Origin of the sequence: Hydrogenophaga taeniospiralis, assembly GCF_020510445.1 — a bacterium.
GTDB lineage: Bacteria > Pseudomonadota > Gammaproteobacteria > Burkholderiales > Burkholderiaceae_C > Hydrogenophaga.
On sequence record NZ_JAHBAG010000001.1, the window covers coordinates 481,050 to 500,004 of the forward strand.

15 protein-coding genes are annotated in these 18,955 nt (G+C 68.1%); 11 read left to right on the top strand and 4 right to left on the bottom strand.

Features of this window, described 5'->3' with window-relative positions:
• Nucleotides 1-2 precede the first annotated feature (2 nt).
• The 3 genes from secD to KIH07_RS02270 form a co-directional block, all read right to left on the bottom strand.
• Nucleotides 3-1,886: a protein translocase subunit SecD gene (gene secD / locus KIH07_RS02260; protein WP_226490414.1), complete on the bottom strand. Its 1,884-nt coding sequence runs from the start codon at nt 1,884-1,886 to the stop codon at nt 3-5.
• 135 nt (nt 1,887-2,021) lie between these two features.
• The gene (yajC, locus tag KIH07_RS02265) at nt 2,022-2,342 is read right to left on the bottom strand and encodes a preprotein translocase subunit YajC (RefSeq protein WP_226490415.1); all 321 of its coding nucleotides are present in this window, start codon (nt 2,340-2,342) and stop codon (nt 2,022-2,024) included.
• Nucleotides 2,343-2,455: 113 nt separating this feature from the next.
• The gene (locus KIH07_RS02270) at nt 2,456-6,052 is read right to left on the bottom strand and encodes an indolepyruvate ferredoxin oxidoreductase family protein (protein WP_226490416.1); all 3,597 of its coding nucleotides are present in this window, start codon (nt 6,050-6,052) and stop codon (nt 2,456-2,458) included.
• A gap of 178 nt (nt 6,053-6,230) precedes the next feature.
• On the opposite strand from KIH07_RS02270, the gene KIH07_RS02275 reads away from it, so the two are divergent.
• The 7 genes from KIH07_RS02275 to KIH07_RS02305 all read left to right on the top strand — a co-directional run bounded on the left by KIH07_RS02275 (nt 6,231) and on the right by KIH07_RS02305 (nt 12,139).
• Nucleotides 6,231-6,740: an Lrp/AsnC family transcriptional regulator gene (locus KIH07_RS02275; protein WP_226490417.1), complete on the top strand. Its 510-nt coding sequence runs from the start codon at nt 6,231-6,233 to the stop codon at nt 6,738-6,740.
• A gap of 200 nt (nt 6,741-6,940) precedes the next feature.
• Nucleotides 6,941-7,525: a hypothetical protein gene (locus KIH07_RS02280; RefSeq protein WP_226490418.1), complete on the top strand. Its 585-nt coding sequence runs from the start codon at nt 6,941-6,943 to the stop codon at nt 7,523-7,525.
• 152 nt (nt 7,526-7,677) lie between these two features.
• Nucleotides 7,678-8,313, top strand: coding sequence for a hypothetical protein (locus KIH07_RS02285; RefSeq protein WP_226490419.1), 636 nt, complete (start codon nt 7,678-7,680; stop codon nt 8,311-8,313).
• Entirely contained in the window at nt 8,310-8,768 is a 459-nt protein-coding gene (locus tag KIH07_RS02290; protein WP_226490420.1) for a hypothetical protein, read from the top strand. Before KIH07_RS02285 ends, KIH07_RS02290 begins: the two co-directional genes overlap by 4 nt.
• 13 nt (nt 8,769-8,781) lie before the next feature.
• Entirely contained in the window at nt 8,782-9,588 is an 807-nt protein-coding gene (locus KIH07_RS02295) for a hypothetical protein (protein WP_226490421.1), read from the top strand.
• Entirely contained in the window at nt 9,585-11,579 is a 1,995-nt protein-coding gene (locus KIH07_RS02300; protein ID WP_226490422.1) for a carboxypeptidase-like regulatory domain-containing protein, read from the top strand. Before KIH07_RS02295 ends, KIH07_RS02300 begins: the two co-directional genes overlap by 4 nt.
• A gap of 80 nt (nt 11,580-11,659) precedes the next feature.
• Nucleotides 11,660-12,139 carry a hypothetical protein gene (locus tag KIH07_RS02305; RefSeq protein ID WP_226490423.1) on the top strand — a complete coding sequence of 160 codons (480 nt, stop codon included), beginning with the start codon at nt 11,660-11,662 and terminating at the stop codon, nt 12,137-12,139.
• Between the two features lie 117 nt (nt 12,140-12,256).
• Here KIH07_RS02305 and KIH07_RS02310 read toward each other — a convergent pair whose 3' ends face one another.
• Nucleotides 12,257-13,318: an IS630 family transposase gene (locus tag KIH07_RS02310; protein WP_226490424.1), complete on the bottom strand. Its 1,062-nt coding sequence runs from the start codon at nt 13,316-13,318 to the stop codon at nt 12,257-12,259.
• Between the two features lie 342 nt (nt 13,319-13,660).
• On the opposite strand from KIH07_RS02310, the gene wbaP reads away from it, so the two are divergent.
• The 4 genes from wbaP to gmd all read left to right on the top strand — a co-directional run bounded on the left by wbaP (nt 13,661) and on the right by gmd (nt 18,946).
• Nucleotides 13,661-15,244: an undecaprenyl-phosphate galactose phosphotransferase WbaP gene (gene wbaP / locus KIH07_RS02315; RefSeq protein ID WP_226490425.1), complete on the top strand. Its 1,584-nt coding sequence runs from the start codon at nt 13,661-13,663 to the stop codon at nt 15,242-15,244.
• Nucleotides 15,245-15,325: 81 nt separating this feature from the next.
• The gene (locus KIH07_RS02320) at nt 15,326-16,774 is read left to right on the top strand and encodes a mannose-1-phosphate guanylyltransferase/mannose-6-phosphate isomerase (RefSeq protein ID WP_226490426.1); all 1,449 of its coding nucleotides are present in this window, start codon (nt 15,326-15,328) and stop codon (nt 16,772-16,774) included.
• Between the two features lie 34 nt (nt 16,775-16,808).
• The gene (gene fcl, locus KIH07_RS02325; protein WP_226490427.1) at nt 16,809-17,801 is read left to right on the top strand and encodes a GDP-L-fucose synthase; all 993 of its coding nucleotides are present in this window, start codon (nt 16,809-16,811) and stop codon (nt 17,799-17,801) included.
• The gene (gene gmd / locus KIH07_RS02330; RefSeq protein WP_226490428.1) at nt 17,798-18,946 is read left to right on the top strand and encodes a GDP-mannose 4,6-dehydratase; all 1,149 of its coding nucleotides are present in this window, start codon (nt 17,798-17,800) and stop codon (nt 18,944-18,946) included. Before fcl ends, gmd begins: the two co-directional genes overlap by 4 nt.
• Nucleotides 18,947-18,955: the final 9 nt, after the last annotated feature.

Genomic DNA, 18,955 nt, shown 5'->3' on the forward strand with positions numbered 1-18,955 from the left:
CTTCAATCGGCCTTGGCGACGGCGTTGGCGCCATCGGGGCGCCAGACGGTGCCGATGGACACGGTCTTGAGCTTTTTCTGGCGGCCATACCAGAGGTTGACCAGGCCGCGCGAGAAGAACACCGACGAGAACATGCTGGTGAGAATGCCGATGCAGTGCACCACCGCAAAGCCGCGCACCGGGCCGGAGCCGAAGATCAGCAAGGCCACGCCCGCGATCAGGGTGGTGACGTTGGAGTCCAGGATGGTGCCCCAGGCGTGTTCGTAGCCGGCGTTGATGGCCGACTGCGGCGATGAGCCGTTGCGCAGCTCTTCGCGCACCCGCTCGTTGATCAGCACGTTGGAGTCGATCGCCATGCCCAGCGCGAGCGCCATGGCCGCGATGCCCGGCAGCGTCAGTGTGGCCTGCAGCATGGACAACACCGCCACCAGCAGCACCAGGTTGAACGCCAGCGCCAAGCTGGAGAAGACGCCGAACAGCATGTAGTAGACGCACATGAAGACCACGATCACCGCGAAGCCCCACATCACGCTGTTGAAGCCCTTGGCGATGTTTTCGGCGCCCAGGCTCGGGCCGATGGTGCGCTCCTCGATGATCTCCATGGGGGCGGCCAGTGAGCCGGCGCGCAGCAGCAGCGCGGTGTCGCTGGCCTCCACCGTGGTCATCGCGCCCGAAATCTGCACCCGGCCGCCGCCGATTTCGGTGCGGATCACCGGCGCCGTCACCACCTCGCCCTTGCCCTTTTCGAACAGAATGATGGCCATGCGCTTGCCCACGTTGTCGCGCGTGACGTCGCGGAAGATGCGCGAACCCTTGGCGTCGAGCGTCAGGTGCACCGCGGCCTCCTGGGTCTGGCTGTCGAAGCCGGCCTGCGCGTCGGTGAGGTTTTCGCCGCTGAGCAGCACCTCGCGTTTCACGATCACGGCCCGGCCGCTGCGCTCGGGGTAACGCTCGGAGCCGAACGGCACCGCGCCTGTGCCACGCTCGGCGGCCAGGCCTTCGGCGCTTTCGTCGACCAGACGCACCTCCAGGGTGGCGGTGCGGCCCAGGATGTCCTTGGCCTTGGCGGTGTCCTGCACGCCGGGCAGTTGCACCACGATGCGGTCGGCCCCTTGCTGCTGGATCACCGGCTCGGACACGGCCAGTTCGTTGATGCGGTTGTGCAGGGTGGTGATGTTCTGCTTGAGCGCCTGATCCTGCACCAGCAGCGCCGTCGCCGGCTTGAGGGTCGCCACCAGACGGAGCTCACCGCCCTCAGGCAGCTGCACCAGCTGCAGGTCGGGAAACTGGTCCTGGATCACGTTCTGCACCGCCTGCGCCGTGGCTTCATCGCGTGCGCGCAGCTCGATGGTCTGGCCATTGCGGTTGACGCCACCGTGGCGCACGCCCTTTTCGCGCAGCGCGGAGCGCAGGTCGGCGGCCAGCACGTCGGCGCGCCGCTGCAGGGCCGCGGGCATGTCCACCTGCAGCATGAAATGCACACCGCCGCGCAGATCCAGGCCCAGGTACATGGGTACAGCGTTCAGGCCAGCCAGCCAGGCGGGGGTGCGCGGCAGCAGGTTGAGCGCGACCACGTGGCTCGGGCTGGTCGGATCGGGGTTGAGCGCACGCTCCAGCGCATCGCGCGCCTTGATCTGGTCGTCGGTGGACTCGAAGCGGGCCTTGACCGAGTTGCCATCCAGCTGGATCAGCGACGGCTTGAGTCCCTGGGCAGCCAGCGCCTGCTCGACCTGGGTGACCGTGGCCGCGTCCACACGCACCGTGGCCCGCCCCGCCGACACCTGGACGGCCGGCGATTCACCGAAGACGTTGGGCAGGGCATACAGCAAGCCGATCACCAACGCAAAAGCGATGATCAGGTACTTCCAGAGCGGATAACGGTTCATGGCGACAGGCCCTGAGGGCAGAGGTGGCTTCTATCCAGAATGCGGCGGAACCGGCTCCGCCGGGCCGCTCGCATTGCCCCCTTGAGGGGGTGACGCGCCGCGAGTGCGGCGCGGCGCGGGGGTGGTCCTTACTTCTTACTTAATAGTGCCCTTGGGCAGCACCTGCGTCACGGCCGAGCGTTGCATCTGGACTTCAACGCCAGTGGCGAGTTCCACGCTCACGTAGATTTCGCCGATCTTGGACACCTTGCCCAGGAAGCCCCCGGCGGTCACGACCTCGTCGCCCTTGGCCAGGGCCTCGACCATGGCCTTGTGCTCTTTCTGCCGCTTCATCTGGGGGCGGATCATCACGAAATACAGCACCACGAACATCAACACCAGCGGCAGCATGCCCATGATGGTGGATTGGGTGTCGCCGCCGGTGGCGGCCTGGGCGTAAGCGGAAGAAATGAACACGGACGGTCTCCAACAGGTTCAAGAGCACAACAGCGCCAAAGGCCCGGCGGCCCCGTGGGGCGGCGCCAGGCGCTTTGAACTCAACCGGCGATTGTATGTTGCGGGGGTCGCGATCAGGCGGCCTTGGCCACAGAGGCCGTGCGCGGCTGGCGCCATTGCGCCATCAGGCCGCTCCAGCGGCTGCGTGCGGCCGCCAGATGGCGCTCCTTCACATGGCCGAAACCCTTGATCTGCTCCGGCAGGTTCGCGATCTCCAGCGCCAGCGCGTGGTTGTCGGCGGTCAGGCCCTGCAGCAGTTCGTCCACACAAGCCCGGTACTCGCCGATCAGGGCCCGCTCGGTGCGCCGCTCCTCGGTGCGGCCGAAGATGTCCAGCGCCGTGCCGCGCAGGCCCTTGAACTTCGCCAGCACACGGAACACGGTGAACATGGCCGGGCCGAACTTCTGCTTGATCAGCTCGCCCTTGTCGTTCTTCTTCGCGATCAGCGGCGGCGCCAGGTGCACCTTCAGCTTGAAATCGCCCTCGAACTGGCTGGCGAGCCGGGCGTGGAACGCCGGATCGCTGTGCAGGCGGGCCACCTCGTACTCGTCCTTGTAGGCCATGAGCTTGAAGAGCTGGCGTGCCACGGCCTCGGTGAGCGCGGTCTTGTTGCCCAGCGACGCCTCAGCCGCCCGCACCTTCTCCACGAACCGCTGGTAGTCGGCGGCGTAGGCGGCGTTCTGGTAGCCGGTGAGGAACTCCACGCGTCGCGCGACCAGGCTGTCCACCGTCTCGCGCTTCTTGAACTGGATCACCTGCGAGCCCGCGCCCGCCGGCACCAGCAGCGCGGCCAGCGCCTTCGGATCGTGCGCGGCGCGGCGGCCCCATTCGAAGGCGGTCTTGTTCTTCTCCACCTGCACCGCGTTGAGCTCGATGGCGCGCATCAGCGCGTCATGACCCAGCGGCACCCAGCCACGCTGCCAGGCGTAGCCCAGCATCATGGGGTTGGTGTAGATGCTGTCGCCCATCAGCGTCGTGGACGCGGTCTCGGCGTCGAACACACCCACCTGGTCCGCGCCCAGGCTGTGGGTCAGCGCGTCCACGCAGGCCTGCGCCGGGTTCTGCCAGTCCGGGTGGGTCACAAAGGCGGCCGTGGGCGTGGCGTGGGCGTTGAGCGCCACGTGGCTGCGGCCCTCGCGCAGGCGCTGCCAGGTTTCCTTGTGGGCCGCGACGATGGGGTCGCAGCCGATCACGAGGTCGGCCGAGGCGGCCGAGACGCGCGTGGTGCGGATGGCGTCCTGGTGCGCACCGATCAGCACGTGGCTCCAGGTGGCGCCGCCCTTTTGCGCCAGGCCCGCCGCGTCCTGCGTGACGATGCCCTTGCCTTCGATGTGCGCCGCCATGCCCAGCAGCTGGCCGATGGTGATGACCCCGGTGCCGCCCACGCCCGCGACGATGATGCCCCAGGCCTCGGCGTCGAGCGCGGGCAGGGCCGGTTGCGGCACCACGCCGCCGCTCCACTCCAGGCCGCCGGTTTTCTTGTCCTTCTTGCGCAGCTGGCCGCCTTCCACGGTGATGAAGCTCGGGCAGAAGCCCTTGACGCAGGAGAAGTCCTTGTTGCAGCTGCTCTGGTTGATGGTGCGCTTGCGACCGAACTCGGTCTCCAGCGGCTCGACCGACAGGCAGTTGCTCTGCACGCTGCAGTCGCCACAGCCCTCGCACACCAGCTCGTTGATCACCACGCGCTCGGCCGGGTCCACCAGGGTGCCGCGCTTGCGGCGGCGGCGCTTTTCGGTGGCGCAGGTCTGGTCGTAGATGATGACCGTGGTGCCCTTGATCTCACGGAACTCGCGCTGCACCGCGTCCAGCGTGTCGCGGTGCTGGATCGCGATGCCGCTGGGCAGGCCGCTCACGCTGGCGTACTTCTCGGGCTCGTCGGTCACGATGGTGATCTTGGCCGCGCCCTCGGCGCGCATGCTCTGCGCGATCTGCACCACGCTGTGGCCCTCGGGGCGTTCGCCCACCTGCTGGCCACCGGTCATGGCCACGGCGTCGTTGTAGAGAATCTTGTAGGTGATGTTCACGCCCGAAGCGATGCTCTGGCGGATCGCCAGGATGCCGCTGTGGAAGTAGGTGCCGTCGCCCAGGTTGGCGAACATGTGCTGCTCGTTCACGAACGGCTGCTGGCCGACCCAGGGCACACCCTCACCGCCCATCTGCGTGAAACCCACGGTGGCGCGGTCCATCCAGATGGTCATGAAGTGGCAGCCGATGCCGGCCATGGCGCGCGAGCCTTCGGGCACGCGGGTGCTGGTGTTGTGCGGGCAGCCCGAGCAGAACCAGGGCTGGCGCTCGGCGCCTTCCACGCCCTTGGTCAGCAGGGTCTGCAGGGACTGCTCCTGCGCGGTGTAAATGGCGAGCTGCGCGTCGATGCGCGCCTGCACGTCCTCGGGCAGGCCCAGCTTGCGCAGGCGGCGCGCCACGGCGCGCGCGATGATCGCCGGCGACAGGTCGGCGTTGGCACGCAGCAGGGTGTGGGCGCTCGGGTTGGGCATGCTCCATTCGCCGCCGCTGAAGTCGCCTTCGACCTCGTCGAACTTGCCGAGCACGTTGGGCCGCACGTCGCCGCGCCAGTTGTAGAGCTCTTCCTTGAGCTGGTATTCGATGACCTGGCGTTTCTCTTCCACCACCAGGATCTCGCGCAGGCCGGTGGCGAACTCGCGCGTGGTCTGCGCCTCCAGCGGCCAGACCACGTTGACCTTGTGCAGGCGCAGACCGATGCGGCGGCAGGTGGCGTCGTCCAGGCCCAGGTCCAGCAGCGCCTGGCGCGTGTCGTTGAAGGCCTTGCCGCTGGCGATGATGCCGAAGCGGTCGTTCGGGCCGGCGATCACGTTGTGGTTCAGCTTATTGGCTCGGATGTAGGCCAGCGCGGCGTACCACTTGTAGTCAAACAGGCGCGCTTCCTGCTCCAGCGCGGCGTCGGGCCAGCGGATGTGCACGCCGCCGGGCGGCATGTCGAACTCGGGGATCACGATCTCGACCCGCTCGGGGTCGATCATCGCCGTGGCGCTGGATTCGACGATCTCCTGGATCGTCTTCATGCCGGCCCAGACGCCGCTGAAACGGCTCATGGCGATGGCGTGTTGCCCCAGGTCCAGGATGTCCTGCACGCTGGTCGGGAAGAACACCGGCAGGCCACAGGCCTTGAAGATGTGGTCGCTCTGGTGCGCGGCGGTCGAGCTCTTGGCCACGTGGTCGTCGCCGGCCACCGCGATCACGCCGCCCCAAGGTGTGGTGCCGGCCATGTTGGCGTGCTTGAACACGTCGGAGCAGCGGTCCACCCCCGGGCCCTTGCCGTACCAGATGCCGAACACGCCATCAAACTTGTTGCTGCCGGGCGGCGCAAAGCCCAGCTGCTGCGTGCCCCAGAGCGCGGTGGCCGCCAGCTCCTCGTTCACGCCCGGCTGGAACACGATGTTCTGTGCCTTCAGGTAGGGCGCGGCCTTCTGCAAGGCCTGGTCGTAACCGCCGAGCGGCGAACCGCGGTAACCGCTGATGAAACCCGCTGTGTTCTTGCCCTGCAGCGCGTCGCGCTGGCGCTGCAGCATGGGCAGCTTGACCAGCGCCTGCACGCCACTCATGAAGGCGCGGCCGTGGTCCAGGGAATATTTGTCGTCGAGCGTGACGGTTTCGAGCGCGCGGCGGATGTGCTCGGGCAGTGGGGCGTTCATCTTGTTGTCTCCTACGTGGGTGGAAAGCCACCTTGTGGGCGGCATCTGACTGGAGAAACGGCCGGGTCGGCCGCATCCAGTGTGCCGCACAGTGTATGACCCGGGCGCTGACAGGTGTTTGCTTTTCATGCCCAGATTTACCACCAAAAGGAAAGATTCTTCCTGAATAATGCGACCGATGGAAACACTCGACAAGTTTGATCTCGCCATCCTGAGCGAACTGCAAACCGATGGTCGCCTGACCAACGCCGAACTCGCCAACCGCGTGGGTCTGTCGGCAGCACCCTGCTGGCGGCGCGTGCGCGCGCTCGAAGAGCAGGGCTTCATCCGCGGCTACCGGGCCGAACTCGACCGCGAAAAAATGGGGCTGGGCGTGCTCGCCTTCGTGCGGCTCGATGCCGAGCGCAACAGCGGCGACGTGCTGCGCCAGATGGAGTCGGCCATCCAGGGCATCCCCGAAATCGTGTCCTGCCACTACATCAGCGGCTCGGGCACCTTCGAGCTGCAGGTGGTCTGCCCCGACCTCAACCACTTCAGCCGCTTCGCGCGCGAGGTGTTGATCAACCTGCCCAACGTGAAAGACCTGCACACCAGCTTCTCGCTCGGCGAGGTCAAATCCGCCGGTGCACTTCCGTTGTCACACCTGTTACCCAAAAGTTCTGGCACGGCACGTCCCCCGAAAACTTGAGCCCTTTTTGCGACCACCCGTCCGCAAACTTCGACCGCCGGGGGAATAAATGGCCGTAAGTGCTTGGAAATTGTGACTTTTGCCCGGAAACGGGCTTGCAACCATATGTGTCCTTCCGTACCATCGGCCCCACTATAAAAGTGACCAAAGTATTCAAAGTGCTGCGGCCACACCGGTTTCCCATCCTTGAAGGTAACGTCGTGAAAAACTCCCTGCTCCTCAAGTCCGCCCTGGCGCTGGCCATGGCGGCGCCTCTCATGGCTTCGGCCGAATCCCAACTGGTGACCGGTGCCGGCACCGCCACCGCCCGCCTGGACCTGCGCGTCGTGATTCCGCGCGTGCTGTTCCTGGGTGTGGGCGCCGGCGCCGCCACCCCGCTGGCCAGCAACGGCAGCATCAACACCCTGACGTTCGACTACTCCACCAACCCGCTGGACGTCGGTACCGGCGCGGCGGCCGCGTCCATCTCGAACGACGGCCCCCTGCCCGGCGGCAATGCCGTCCCGGTGCGCGTGTTCGGCAACGATGGCCAGATCACCATCACCGCCACCAACCCGGCCAACCTGACCAGCGGCGCCGACACCATTCCCTTCACCGAGCTGTCGGTGTCCACCACGAATGCGGCCCTGCCTGCGCCCGGTTTCAATGGTGGCACCAGCCTGCCCACGCTGGCCGGCCGTGTCACCAACCAGACCGCCAACTGGGCATACAGCTACGCCAACGCCACCACGCCGGCGTTTGGTACCTACACGGGCCGAGTGACCTACACCGCCACGATGCCTTGAGGACGCAGGTCCTGCGTCGCCGACACCGGTGAGCGCCCGCGCCACCGGTCAAACCACGGAGGGCCTGCACACCGCAGCCCTCCGTTGTCTTTTGGGCCGCCACCGGTCCGCCCCCCGGAACCGCCCGGGCGGCCGGCGATCACAACGACACCATGAACCAGCTCTTGCGCCCGCACACCCCCAGACGGCTCGCCGCCGCCTGCCTGGCGCTGCTGTGTGGCGCGCACATGGCGGCGGCGCACGCCTGGTCGCTGACCCTCGCGGCGGCCTCGCGCCGCGTGTTCCTGCATGTGGGCAACGGCACCTACGACAACACCAACGGCACCATCAACCTGGTGCAGGTCACGGTGCCCACGGCGCAGCTGGGCAACGGCACCGCGCTGGCCATGACCAGCAACAGCACCCAGGCCACCAGCCTGTACGGTGACAACTACGCCACCTGCCCCACGCCCGCCAGCCAGGTGATGGTGGGCGCCTCGTACCGGCGCAGCAATGCGGGCAACGGCCCCGCGAGCGCCACGCTGAGCGTGACCTCCCCGGCCAGCCTGACCACCACCGGCGGTGACACCATCCCCATCTCGCAGGTCAGCTGGACCGTGTCCGCCCCGGGCAGCGGCGTGCCCAACGTGATCCCCGCCGGCACCTTCAACGGCGGCACCCAGACCCTGGCGACCGTGCCCGCCAACCGCTACATCGAGAACTGCCACACCTTCAGCTACGCCAACAGCGCGGTGCGCGCGGCGGGCACCTACAACGGCCGGGTGACCTACACCCTGAGCAGCCCATGACGGCGCGCCCTCTGCTGCTCGCGCTGCTGGGCGGGCTGCTGGCCGGCCCGGCGCTGGCCAACCCGCACCGGCTGGACGACTCGCAGAGCCACACCGTGCCGCCCAACGTGCAGATGCAGTGGCGGCCGGTGGCCAAGAGCCGGTCCGACGTGGGCGGCATGGAGGCCTGGCTGGTGGTGAACGTGCGCATCGACACGCACGACTGGATCGGGCGCAGCGGCCGTGTCTACATGGTGTTGCCGCGCGACGAGACCTCCACCATCGAGGCGGTGTGGACCACACGGGGGCGGCTGCTGGGCGGGCGCCTGGTGTCGGGCGAGCGCGCGCTGGTGTACGCGGGCCAGATCCCCGGCGCCACACTGCAGGACCAGTTCCAGGTGCGCCTGCGCTCGGGCGCGGACTGGCAGAGCAACACCCGGCGCCTGAATTTCCACTTCGAGTTCGATGCCGACTGAGCCTTGTGTCCCCATGCCTTCCCTGATGTTCCGCTTTCAACGCTTTGAGGCCCTGCTGCTGGGCTGCCTGCTGTGGGCCGCCGCCCCCTCCTTTGCCACCGCCCAGGGCTTTGCCGCGTACATCACGCCGCCCCGGTTCGACGTCAAGATCGCGCCCGGCCAGAGCCTGCGCCAGGTGTTCGAGATCCAGCACGTGGGCCAGCTCAAAGGGGGCTACCGCCTCTACACCAACGACTGGACCTACCAGCCGGACAACACTGTCATCTTCAGCGACGAGCTCGCGCCCGACAGCTGCCGCCCCTGGGTCGCGGTCGAACGGCGTGAGCTCACGCTGGAGCCCGGCGCGCGCTACCGCTTCCGGTTCGAAATCACCCCCCCGCCGGGCACGCCGGCGCGCGAATGCCGGTTCGCCATCATGGTCGAGGGCGTGGACCCGGCCAAGAGCAGCGTGGACGTGGGCGGGCGCATCGGCGTCATCGTCTATGCCGCCATTGGCGGCGCCGAGCCCGTGCTTGAGCTTGCCGCCACCCGCGTGGCCATGGTCGGTGGCAAACCGGTCGCGATGCTGGACATCCGCAACCGCGGCAACGCCCACGGCCGGCTGGAGGGCTTCGTCAACGCCACGGACGCCACCGGCCGCCGCCTGGAAATGACCCCCACCGACATGCCCATCCTGCCCGGCGAAACGCGTGGCGTGGCGCTCGGGCCGGTGGTCGACGAGGGCCAGCCCGTGCCCGAGATCCGCTTCCCGCTGGCGGTCAAGGGCAGCCTGGAATGGGGCAAGAACCGTCTTCCGCTGGATGCGAGTTTTGCTCCATGAGCCTGGCGCCCCGGCCAGGCGGCATGCTGCTGGCGACCCTGATGGGCGCACTGGGCCCGGCGCAGGCCCAGACGCCCCCGGCCGCGACAGCGCCCGCCGCGGCCCCGGCCTATGTCGACCGCGTCATCGAAGGCCTGCAGCCCGAGACGCTGGACGAGGACGCCGGCTACGACTACGACCGCGCCGGATGGCCGCGCTTCCTCAAGCTGGAAACCCGGCTGGGCACCCAGCCCTTTGACGAAAGCCAGCGCACCCGGCTCGGCTACAGCATTTACGGCCTGCTGGAGACCCCCAACCACGGCACCCTGTCGCTGGACGGCAGCTTCACGCCCAGCGACCGCCAGGGCACCCTCACCCTGCGCCAGCGCGGCATGCCGCTCACCGGCGGCTGGCTGGCCAACCACGAGCTTGGCATCATCAGCACGCCCGCGCCCGCCATCACCCGGCTGCCCTCGCGCGTGTTCGTGCCCACCTCGATCCTGCAAGGTGCGGGCGGCGAGTGGGAAAACCTGGGCCAGGGCCTGCAGCTGCAGGCCGCCACCGGGGTGCCCGGGCAGCTGCAGATCCAGCCGGCCTCCGGGTTCGAGCGGCTGGCGGGGCGGCGCACCGCCCTGGGCGCCCAGTGGCGGCCCGGCGCGGACGGCGCCAGCGACCCGCTCGGCGAATCGCGCGACGGCTGGACGCTGGCCCTGCAGCACGAAAGCGCGCAAGGCGTCGCCCCCGTGGGCTCGTCCAGCCCGACCGCCCCCCGGCTCGATGCCCACGCCACCCTGGTCGCAGCCCGCCACGAGGGCGCCCAACACCGCCTGCAGGCCAAGGCCATGAGCAGCGACGTCAACGATGCGCGTGGCACGCTCGCCGGCTACTGGCTCGACGGCGAGTGGGACGACGGCCCCCGGCGTTACGGCGCGGGCCTGTACCGGCTCGATCCCGGGCTGAACTGGGCCAACCTGCCCATGGCCAACGACGTCACCGGCGCCCACCTGAGCACCCACTGGCGCACCCGCCAGTGGTCGGCCGAGGGCTCGGTCGACTGGCTGCGCTCGGTCAGCGGCCGCAGTTCCGCCGGCTACTACGCCACCTCCAGCGCCCGCTGGCGCCTGAGCCGCGACAGCAACCTGGGCGTCGGCATGGCCCTGCGCGACTACGCCGGCCGGGCCTGGAGCAGCTACGGCGACTACCGCTGGCAGAACGGCTGGGGCACCAGCGGCCTGCGCCTGGAGCTCGAAGGCGGCGCCAGCCAGGGATCGTCCCGGCTGCTGAGCTACGACCAGGACTGGGCGGTGCCCCAGGGCTGGACGGTCTCCACCAGTCTGGGCGTGGGCCACGCCGGCGCCGATGCCAGCACCGGCCAGCCCGCCGAAAGCCTGTGGTCCAGCGCGGTCAGCTTCTCGGCCCCCGTGACCTCGCGCGCCAGCCTGCACGGCAGCCTCAACACCGAACACGCCAGCGCCAGCGCGAGCCGCAACAGCCTGAACCTGGGCGCCAGCTGGCGCATCGACACCCGCTGGAGCCTGGAAGGCAACGCCATCCGCTCCACCGGGCGCAGCCGCACGCGCAACTCGATCGACCCGCTGGCGCCGCCGCAGACCGCGGTCAACACCAGCGCCTACCGCTCGTTCCACGCCGTGCTGCGCTACGAGCTGCAGGCCGGCAGCCGCAGCGTGCCCATGGGCGGCAAACCCTCGGACGGGGGCGGGCGCATCGAAGGCACGGTGTATTTCGACGCCAACCGCAGCGGCACCCAGGAGGCCAGCGAAACCGGGGTGCCCGGCGCCACGGTCTACCTGGACAACCGCTACGCCGTGCGCACCGACACCCAGGGCCGCTTCGAATTTCCCTTCGTCGCCAGCGGCCCGCGTACCGTGACCGTGCGCAACGACAGCCTGCCCCTGCCCTGGGGCGTGGTCGACGAGGGCCAGGCCAAGGTGGACGTGCGGCTGCGCGAAACCACCCGGCTCAGCCTGCCGGTGCAGCGCAGCGACAACTGAGCGGCTGAGCGTCTTTCGCTCATGCCCGCCCGGCCGCCGATCACCATCAAGTTGGGCCACCAGCCGCCGATACAGGGGGCATGTCCGCGCCCCTTCGCCCCTTGCTGCCGCCGTTGCTGGCCGCGCTCGGCCTGCTGTTCAGTCCGGCCGCCAGCATGGGCGAGAGCGCGAGCACATCGGGCGCCCTGAGCGCCAGCGCCACGCTGGACATCCGCATCGTCGTCCCGCCGGTGATCCGCGTGCTGGAAAACAACCATCCGCAGCAGCTCGACACCTCCGCCAGCGGCGAGGCCAGCGCCGAGCAACGCCTGGTGGTGCTGTCCACCATGAAGCGGGGTTTCTGCGTCTTGCTGCGGCGCTCCACGCCCCAACTCGGCACATGGGAGCTGCAGACCGCCCCACAAAGCGGCATCCAGCTCAGCCCGACGGCCGACGGCTACCGCCTCTGTGGCACCCGTCCGGGGCGTTACACCGTGCTGTTGCAACACCGATTTGCTAGCAACAACGCCAGCGCCACCGCGCTGAGCTGGCCCGTACAGACCGATATCTCGGCCATCTGAGCCCCCGCTTCGTGGCCGCTCGTCCACGAAAACGGGTTTCGGGATGTAAACCCCACATCCGCAACCGTGCCCCCGTTACATGGGCCCAGGGGGGTGGTGCGCCAATTTGTTCTGTACTTATCGCCCGACGCGCGCCAACGCGACCTTGGCGGGGGTGGCGCTGGTGACAACCGACGCGCTGGCCGTCCAGATGAACGGTTTGGGTCTTTGATCGTGATGTTCGATGTACAGCGCAATGGCCTGCCGAAGTTCGGCCACGCGGGTGAAGCTGTCGCGTCTGATGCGGTGCTCGAAGATGTCGCGGAGAAAACGCTTGACCATGTTCAACCACGAGGTGTTGGCGGGGGTTGAGTGCACGACCACGCGCGGGTGTTCGGCCAGCCAGGCCTGGACCTCGGGGTACTCGGGGCTGGCGTCGTTGTCGACGATCAGGTGCAACTTCAGGTGCTTGGGCGTCTTGCGATCGATCAGGCGCAGGAACCTGAGCCACTCCTCGTGGCGATGCCGGTCCTGGCACATCGAGATCACCGTTCCGTCCAGCGTGTTGAGCGCGGCAAACAGCGTTGTCGTGCCATTGCGCTTGTGGTCGTGGGTCATGGTGCCGGCGCGTCCGGGCTCGCTGCGGTGCAGCATCTGGAGCTGGCTCTTTTCGCCACTGCTGAGCACCAGCGCATGCTCGCGCGGGTTCATGTAGAGCCCCACGACATCGACCAGTTCGTCCTCGAAGCGAGGCGGCGTGCGTGAGACCTTGGTGTCCTGCAGGTGCGGCTGGATTCCATTGCGCTGCCACACCCGGCGGATGGTCGTGGCGCTCAGGCCCAGATGGGCCGCCAAGGTGCGTGTGCTCCAGTGCGTGGTCTGCGCCCGTGGCTTGTGCAGCGTCGTGTTCAGGATGTGCGACTCCACCTCGGGCGTCACGCTCGGTGTGCGTCCCGGGCGCGAGGCGTCCTGCAGCAAGGCCTGGAGGCCGCCTTCCATGAAGCGCCTCCGCCACAACGCCACTTGCCGCCGGTCGAGCTTGACCTCGTTGGCGATGTCCTTGTTCTGCCAGCCTTGCGCCGCCAGCAAGACGATGCTGGCGCGTTGCTGCACGCGCGCCTCGACCCGCCGTCCCTTGGACAGCGTGCGCAACCCACGCTCGGTCTGCGCATCCAGCTCAATCGCCTCGGCCACTCGCATCGCGTCAACCTCCTGAAGCGCTGAAGTCTGCCAGAGACCATAAGTTCATTCAATTACGGCGCACCGCACCAGCGCTCCCCCGGCAGCACATGAAACCAGATTTCGATACATCGCAATCCTTGTTGAAGGAACTCAAAGCTCGTTACATGCGGCTTTTGTGCGTGCCCTAACAATGAAAAAGACGAGCGCAGGGTTGCATGCCTGCGCAGAACCCAACGAACCCAGGATGTCCATGTATGCCGTGCTTTTGCCACCTGACGCCCCAGCGCGCCATGCGAGTGCATACCATGCACCCGCATGGGGCCCGCCCATTGGCCAACCCCATCCGCAGCGAGCGTTGACATGGCCCGCGCACGCACCCATCCACAAGAGACGCTAGAGAGGCACGCGCCGGCCGAAGGCGGCCCGGGCACCGTCGTCCCTCTCTACAACGAACACGACCTGGCCCGCAGCCTGGCCCCCTGGGCCAACCTCGCCCGGCGCCAGCAGGAGGTGAAAGTCTGGCTGGTGTTCACCGACCTGGCCGTGCTCGCGTTCTGCTTCATCGCCGGGCGGCTGCCCGCGTGGCTTCGCGACGAGATGAGCCTCTCGCAGGCCATGAACGTCTGGTGGGCCACCAATGGCCACCTGCGCATCACGCTGTTCGCCGCCGTTGCCCTGACCATGGTGAGCTGGATGTGGACCGTGCAGGGCCACTACACGGCCCACCGCCGAAAGCCCTGGTGGGACGAAGCGCGCCAGATGATCCAGGTCATCGTGCTCGCGGCGCTGCTCGACGCCATGGTCATGTACCTCGCCAAGTGGCCGCTCTCGCGCCTGTGGACCGGCGCCACCTGGGGCCTCGTGCTCGTCTGCCTGCCGCTGGCGCGCCTGGCCGTGCGCACCGGCTTGCTGCGCGCCGGCCTGCTGACCCAGCCCTACGTGCTCATCGGCCACCCCGACGACGTTGAAAAAGCCGCCGCCGCCCTGGCCAGCGAGCCGCTGCTGGGCTACCGGCCCGTGGCCGTGGTCTGCCCGGACCCCGGCGCGCGACTGGTCAACCTCGGGGGCGGCCAGATGGCCGCGCCCACCGCGCTCACCCCGGGTGTGCGCGCGTTCCTCGCCCGGCCCGGGCCCCACCAGCTGGTGGGCGTTCTCGGCATCCGCGACAACAACTGGCTGCGCGAACTGGCGCAGGAGCTCATGCTCACCCGCGACGACCTGGTCATGGTGCCCGCGCTCGGCGGCCTGCCCATCTACGGCATGGAGGTCTCGCACTTCTTCAGCCACGAAGTGCTGCTGCTGCGCGCCCGCAACAACCTCAACCGGCGCGGCCCGCAAGTGCTCAAACGCGCGCTCGACATCGTGGGCGCCGCCGCCCTGCTGGTGCTGCTCGCGCCGCTGTTTGCCTGGGTCGCGTGGCGCATCAAGCGCGACGACGCCGGCCCCGTGTTCTTCGTGCAAAAGCGCGTGGGGGTGGACGGCCAGCTGTTCGACTTCATCAAGTTCCGCAGCATGGTGATGGACGCCGACGGCGCCCTGGAGCGCTGGAAGACCGAAAACGAAAAGCTCTACGTGCAGTACCTGGCCAGCAACTTCAAGCTCGCCAACGACCCGCGCATCACCCCCATCGGCCATTTCATCCGCCGCACCAGCATCGACGAGCTGCCCCAGCTCATCAACGTGCTCAAGGGCGACATGAGCCTGGTGGGACCGCGCCCGCTGCTGGCCCGCGAACTGGGCGAGTACGGCAAGAGCATCGCCGCCTACGGCAAGGCCCGCCCCGGCATCACCGGCCTGTGGCAGATCAGCGGGCGCAGCGCCAGCACCTTCCAGCACCGCATCAACATGGACCTCTGGTACGTGCGCAACTGGTCGCTCTGGTACGACCTCGTGATCATGCTGCGCACCGTGCGCGTGGTGCTCAGGCAAGAAGGCGCCTGCTGACTCCCACCTGAGCTTGTTGTCCCACCGCGCCGCCCGCATGCCCTCCACAGACAACGCGGGCGGCCCACCCATCCCCTATCCATGCTGCACCGCACCATCATCACCCCTGTCATCCTCTGCGGCGGCGCCGGCACCCGGCTCTGGCCGCTGAGCCGCAAGAGCCTGCCCAAGCAGTTCGTGCCCCTGATCGGCGGCAAGAGCCTGCTGCAGCTCACGCTGGAGCGCGTGCGCCCGCTCGGCCCCAACCTCATGGTCGTCACCGCCGAAGGCCACCGCTTCATGGTGGCCGACGCGCTGCAAAGATCGCCCGGTGCGGCCCAGGTGATCCTGGAGCCCGTGGCGCGCAACACCGCCGCTGCCATGGCGCTCGCCGCCCTGCTGTCGGCGCAGAACGGCGAACCCGAGGCCCTGCTGCTCTTCTGCCCGTCCGACCACCACATCCCCGACGCCGTGGCCTTCGTCAGCACCGTCGAGCAGGGCGTGCCAGCGGCCGAAAGCGGCGCCATCGTCACCTTCGGCATCGTGCCGAGCTCCCCGAGCACCGCCTATGGCTACATCGAGCACGGTGCCTCCCGGGCCGGCCAGGCCCTGGCGGTTGAGCGCTTCATCGAAAAGCCCAACGCCGACAAGGCCCTACAGCTGCTGCTGAGCGGCCAGGTCCTGTGGAACGCGGGCATCTTTCTGTGCCGCGCCAGCGCCCTGCTGCAGGCCCTGCAGCAACACGCGCCGGACATCCTGGCCAGTTGCCGCGAAGCCCTGCCCGCGCCGGTCGATCCGGCCACCGCCGAACCCGGCACGCACTGGGTGGCACCGCTGCCCGGCGCCTTCGCCGCCTGCCGTTCGCAAAGCATCGACTACGCCGTCATGGAACACCATGCCCATGTGGCGGTGGTGCCCTACACCGGCGCCTGGAGCGACGTCGGCAGCTGGAACGCCGTGGCCGAGCTCACGCCCGCCGACGCCGAAGGCAACCGCGTCCAGGGCCAGGGCTTCGTCCCGCTCTCGCGCGACACCTACATCCACGCGCCCCACCGCCCGGTGGTCGCGCTCGGCACCCAGAACCTGTTCATCATCGACACGCCCGATGCCCTGCTGGTGGCCCACCGCGACTGCGCCGAACAGGTGAAAGACGTGGTGGCCCAGCTGGAGAGCCTGGAGTGCGCGCAGGCCGTGATCCACCGCAAGGTGGCCCGCCCCTGGGGCTGGTACGACAGCATCGACATCGGCGAGCGCTTCCAGGTCAAGCGCATCGGCGTCAAGCCCGGCGCCGCGCTCAGCCTGCAAAAGCACCACCACCGCGCCGAACACTGGATCGTCGTCAAGGGCACGGCCGAAGTCACCCGCGGCCGCGAGACCTTCCTGCTGTCGGAAAACCAGTCCACCTACATCCCCATCGGCGAGCTGCACCGCCTGCGCAACCCCGGCAAGCTGGAGCTGGAAATGATCGAAGTGCAGTCCGGCAGCTACCTCGGGGAAGACGACATCGTCCGCCTCGAAGACACCTATGGCCGTGTGCCGGCCACCCAGTGACCCCCTCTCTCCCTCCCACTCTGAAAGGTTCGTCATGAGCGCTTATCCCAAAATCTACATTGCCGGGCACCGCGGCCTGGTGGGCTCCGCCATCGTGCGCCAACTCGTGGCCAACGGCCATCCGCTGGACCGCATCGTCGGCCGCACCCGCGACGAGCTCAACCTGACGGACCAGGCGGCCGTGCGCGCCTTCTTTGCCCGCGAGAAGCCCGACCAGGTCTATCTCGCGGCGGCCAAGGTCGGCGGCATCTACGCCAACAACACCTACCCGGCCGAGTTCATCTACGACAACCTCATGGTGCAGGCCAACGTGGTGGACGCCGCGTTCCTCAATGGGGTGCGCAAGCTGCTGTTCCTGGGCTCCAGCTGCATCTACCCCAAGCTCGCGCCGCAGCCCATGGCCGAGGGCGCGCTGATGCAAGGCCCGCTGGAGCCCACCAACGAGCCCTACGCCATGGCCAAGATCGCCGGCATCAAGCTCTGCGAGAGCTACAACCGCCAATACGGCGCCAGTCACGGCGTGGACTACCGCAGCGTGATGCCGACCAACCTGTATGGCCCGGGCGACAACTACCACCCCGAAAACAGCCACGTCATCCCCGCGCTGATCCGCCGCTTCCACGAAGCCAAGGAAGAGGGCGCACCCCAGGTGGTCATCTGGGGCACCGGCACGCCGCGGCGCGAGTTCCTGTACGTGGACGATATGGCCGCCGCCTGCGTGCATGTGATGGAGCTGCCCAAGAGCGCGTACGACGCCTGCACCTCCCCCATGCAAAGCCACATCAACGTCGGCTTCGGTGAGGACGTGACCATCGCCGAGCTGGCCCGCCGCGTGGGCGAAGCCGTGGGCTACGAAGGCGAGATCGTGTTCGACACCAGCAAACCCGACGGCACGCCGCGCAAGCTGCTGGACAGCGACAAGCTGCTCGGCATGGGCTGGACACCGCGCGTGGACCTGCGCAAAGGCCTGGCCCGCGCCTACGCCGACTTCCAGAAACGCCACGTTGCCGTCGCCGTTGCCGCATGACCAAGAACCCAACCCCCCCCCACACGCCCAAAGTCGCCCTCATCACCGGCGTGACCGGGCAGGACGGCTCCTACCTGGCCGAGCTGCTGCTCGAAAAGGGCTACACCGTGCACGGCATCAAGCGCCGCAGCAGCCAGTTCAACACCCAACGCGTGGACCACATCTACCAGGACCCGCACATCGACAACGCGCGCTTCCACCTGCACCACGGCGACCTGAGCGACAGCAGCAACCTGATCCGCATCGTGCAGGAAACCCAGCCCGACGAGATCTACAACCTGGGCGCGCAAAGCCATGTGGCCGTGAGCTTCGACAGCCCCGAATACACCGCCGACGTGGACGCCCTGGGCACGCTGCGCCTGCTCGAAGCCATCCGCATCCTCGGGCTGGAGAAAAAGACCCGCTTCTACCAGGCCAGCACCTCCGAGTTGTATGGCCTGGTGCAGGAGATCCCGCAGACGGAAACCACCCCCTTCTACCCCCGCAGCCCCTACGCCGTGGCCAAGCTCTATGCCTACTGGATCGTGGTGAACTACCGCGAGGCCTACGGCCTGTACGCCTGCAACGGCATCCTGTTCAACCACGAGAGCCCGCGCCGCGGCGAAACCTTCGTCACCCGCAAGATCACGCGCGGCCTGGCCCACATCGCCCAGGGTCTGGAGGACTGCCTGTACATGGGCAACCTCGATTCGCTGCGCGACTGGGGCCACGCCAAAGACTACGTGCGCATGCAATGGATGATGCTGCAGCAGGAGCGGCCGCAGGACTTCGTCATCGCCACCGGTGTGCAGTACAGCGTGCGCCAGTTCATCGACATGGCCGCCCGGGAACTGGGCGTCACCCTGCGCTTTGAGGGCGAAGGCGTGAACGAGCAGGCCATCGTGCAGGCCGTCGAGGGTGACAAGGCCCCGGCGCTCCAACCCGGCGACGTGCTCGTGAAGGTGGACCCGCGCTACTTCCGCCCCACCGAAGTGGAAACCCTGCTGGGTGACCCGTCCAAAGCCAAGACCGAGCTGGGCTGGGTGCCGCAGATCGCACTGCGGGAGATGGTGACGGAGATGGTGGCCGCCGATCTGGCCGACGCCCAGCGCCACGCCCTGCTCAAGACCCATGGCTACGCCACCGCCATGGCCGCCGAACACTGAACCACCGCC

Coding starts and splice junctions, on each gene's coding strand:
- KIH07_RS02310 (WP_226490424.1), bottom strand. CDS start 13,318: ATGCGAGTGGCCGAGGCGATTGAGCTGGATGCGCAGACCGAGCGTGGG.
- KIH07_RS02270 (WP_226490416.1), bottom strand. CDS start 6,052: ATGAACGCCCCACTGCCCGAGCACATCCGCCGCGCGCTCGAAACCGTC.
- KIH07_RS02290 (WP_226490420.1), top strand. CDS start 8,310: ATGACGGCGCGCCCTCTGCTGCTCGCGCTGCTGGGCGGGCTGCTGGCC.
- KIH07_RS02285 (WP_226490419.1), top strand. CDS start 7,678: ATGAACCAGCTCTTGCGCCCGCACACCCCCAGACGGCTCGCCGCCGCC.
- KIH07_RS02275 (WP_226490417.1), top strand. CDS start 6,231: ATGGAAACACTCGACAAGTTTGATCTCGCCATCCTGAGCGAACTGCAA.
- fcl (WP_226490427.1), top strand. CDS start 16,809: ATGAGCGCTTATCCCAAAATCTACATTGCCGGGCACCGCGGCCTGGTG.
- gmd (WP_226490428.1), top strand. CDS start 17,798: ATGACCAAGAACCCAACCCCCCCCCACACGCCCAAAGTCGCCCTCATC.
- secD (WP_226490414.1), bottom strand. CDS start 1,886: ATGAACCGTTATCCGCTCTGGAAGTACCTGATCATCGCTTTTGCGTTG.
- wbaP (WP_226490425.1), top strand. CDS start 13,661: ATGGCCCGCGCACGCACCCATCCACAAGAGACGCTAGAGAGGCACGCG.
- KIH07_RS02305 (WP_226490423.1), top strand. CDS start 11,660: ATGTCCGCGCCCCTTCGCCCCTTGCTGCCGCCGTTGCTGGCCGCGCTC.
- KIH07_RS02295 (WP_226490421.1), top strand. CDS start 8,782: ATGCCTTCCCTGATGTTCCGCTTTCAACGCTTTGAGGCCCTGCTGCTG.
- KIH07_RS02300 (WP_226490422.1), top strand. CDS start 9,585: ATGAGCCTGGCGCCCCGGCCAGGCGGCATGCTGCTGGCGACCCTGATG.
- KIH07_RS02320 (WP_226490426.1), top strand. CDS start 15,326: ATGCTGCACCGCACCATCATCACCCCTGTCATCCTCTGCGGCGGCGCC.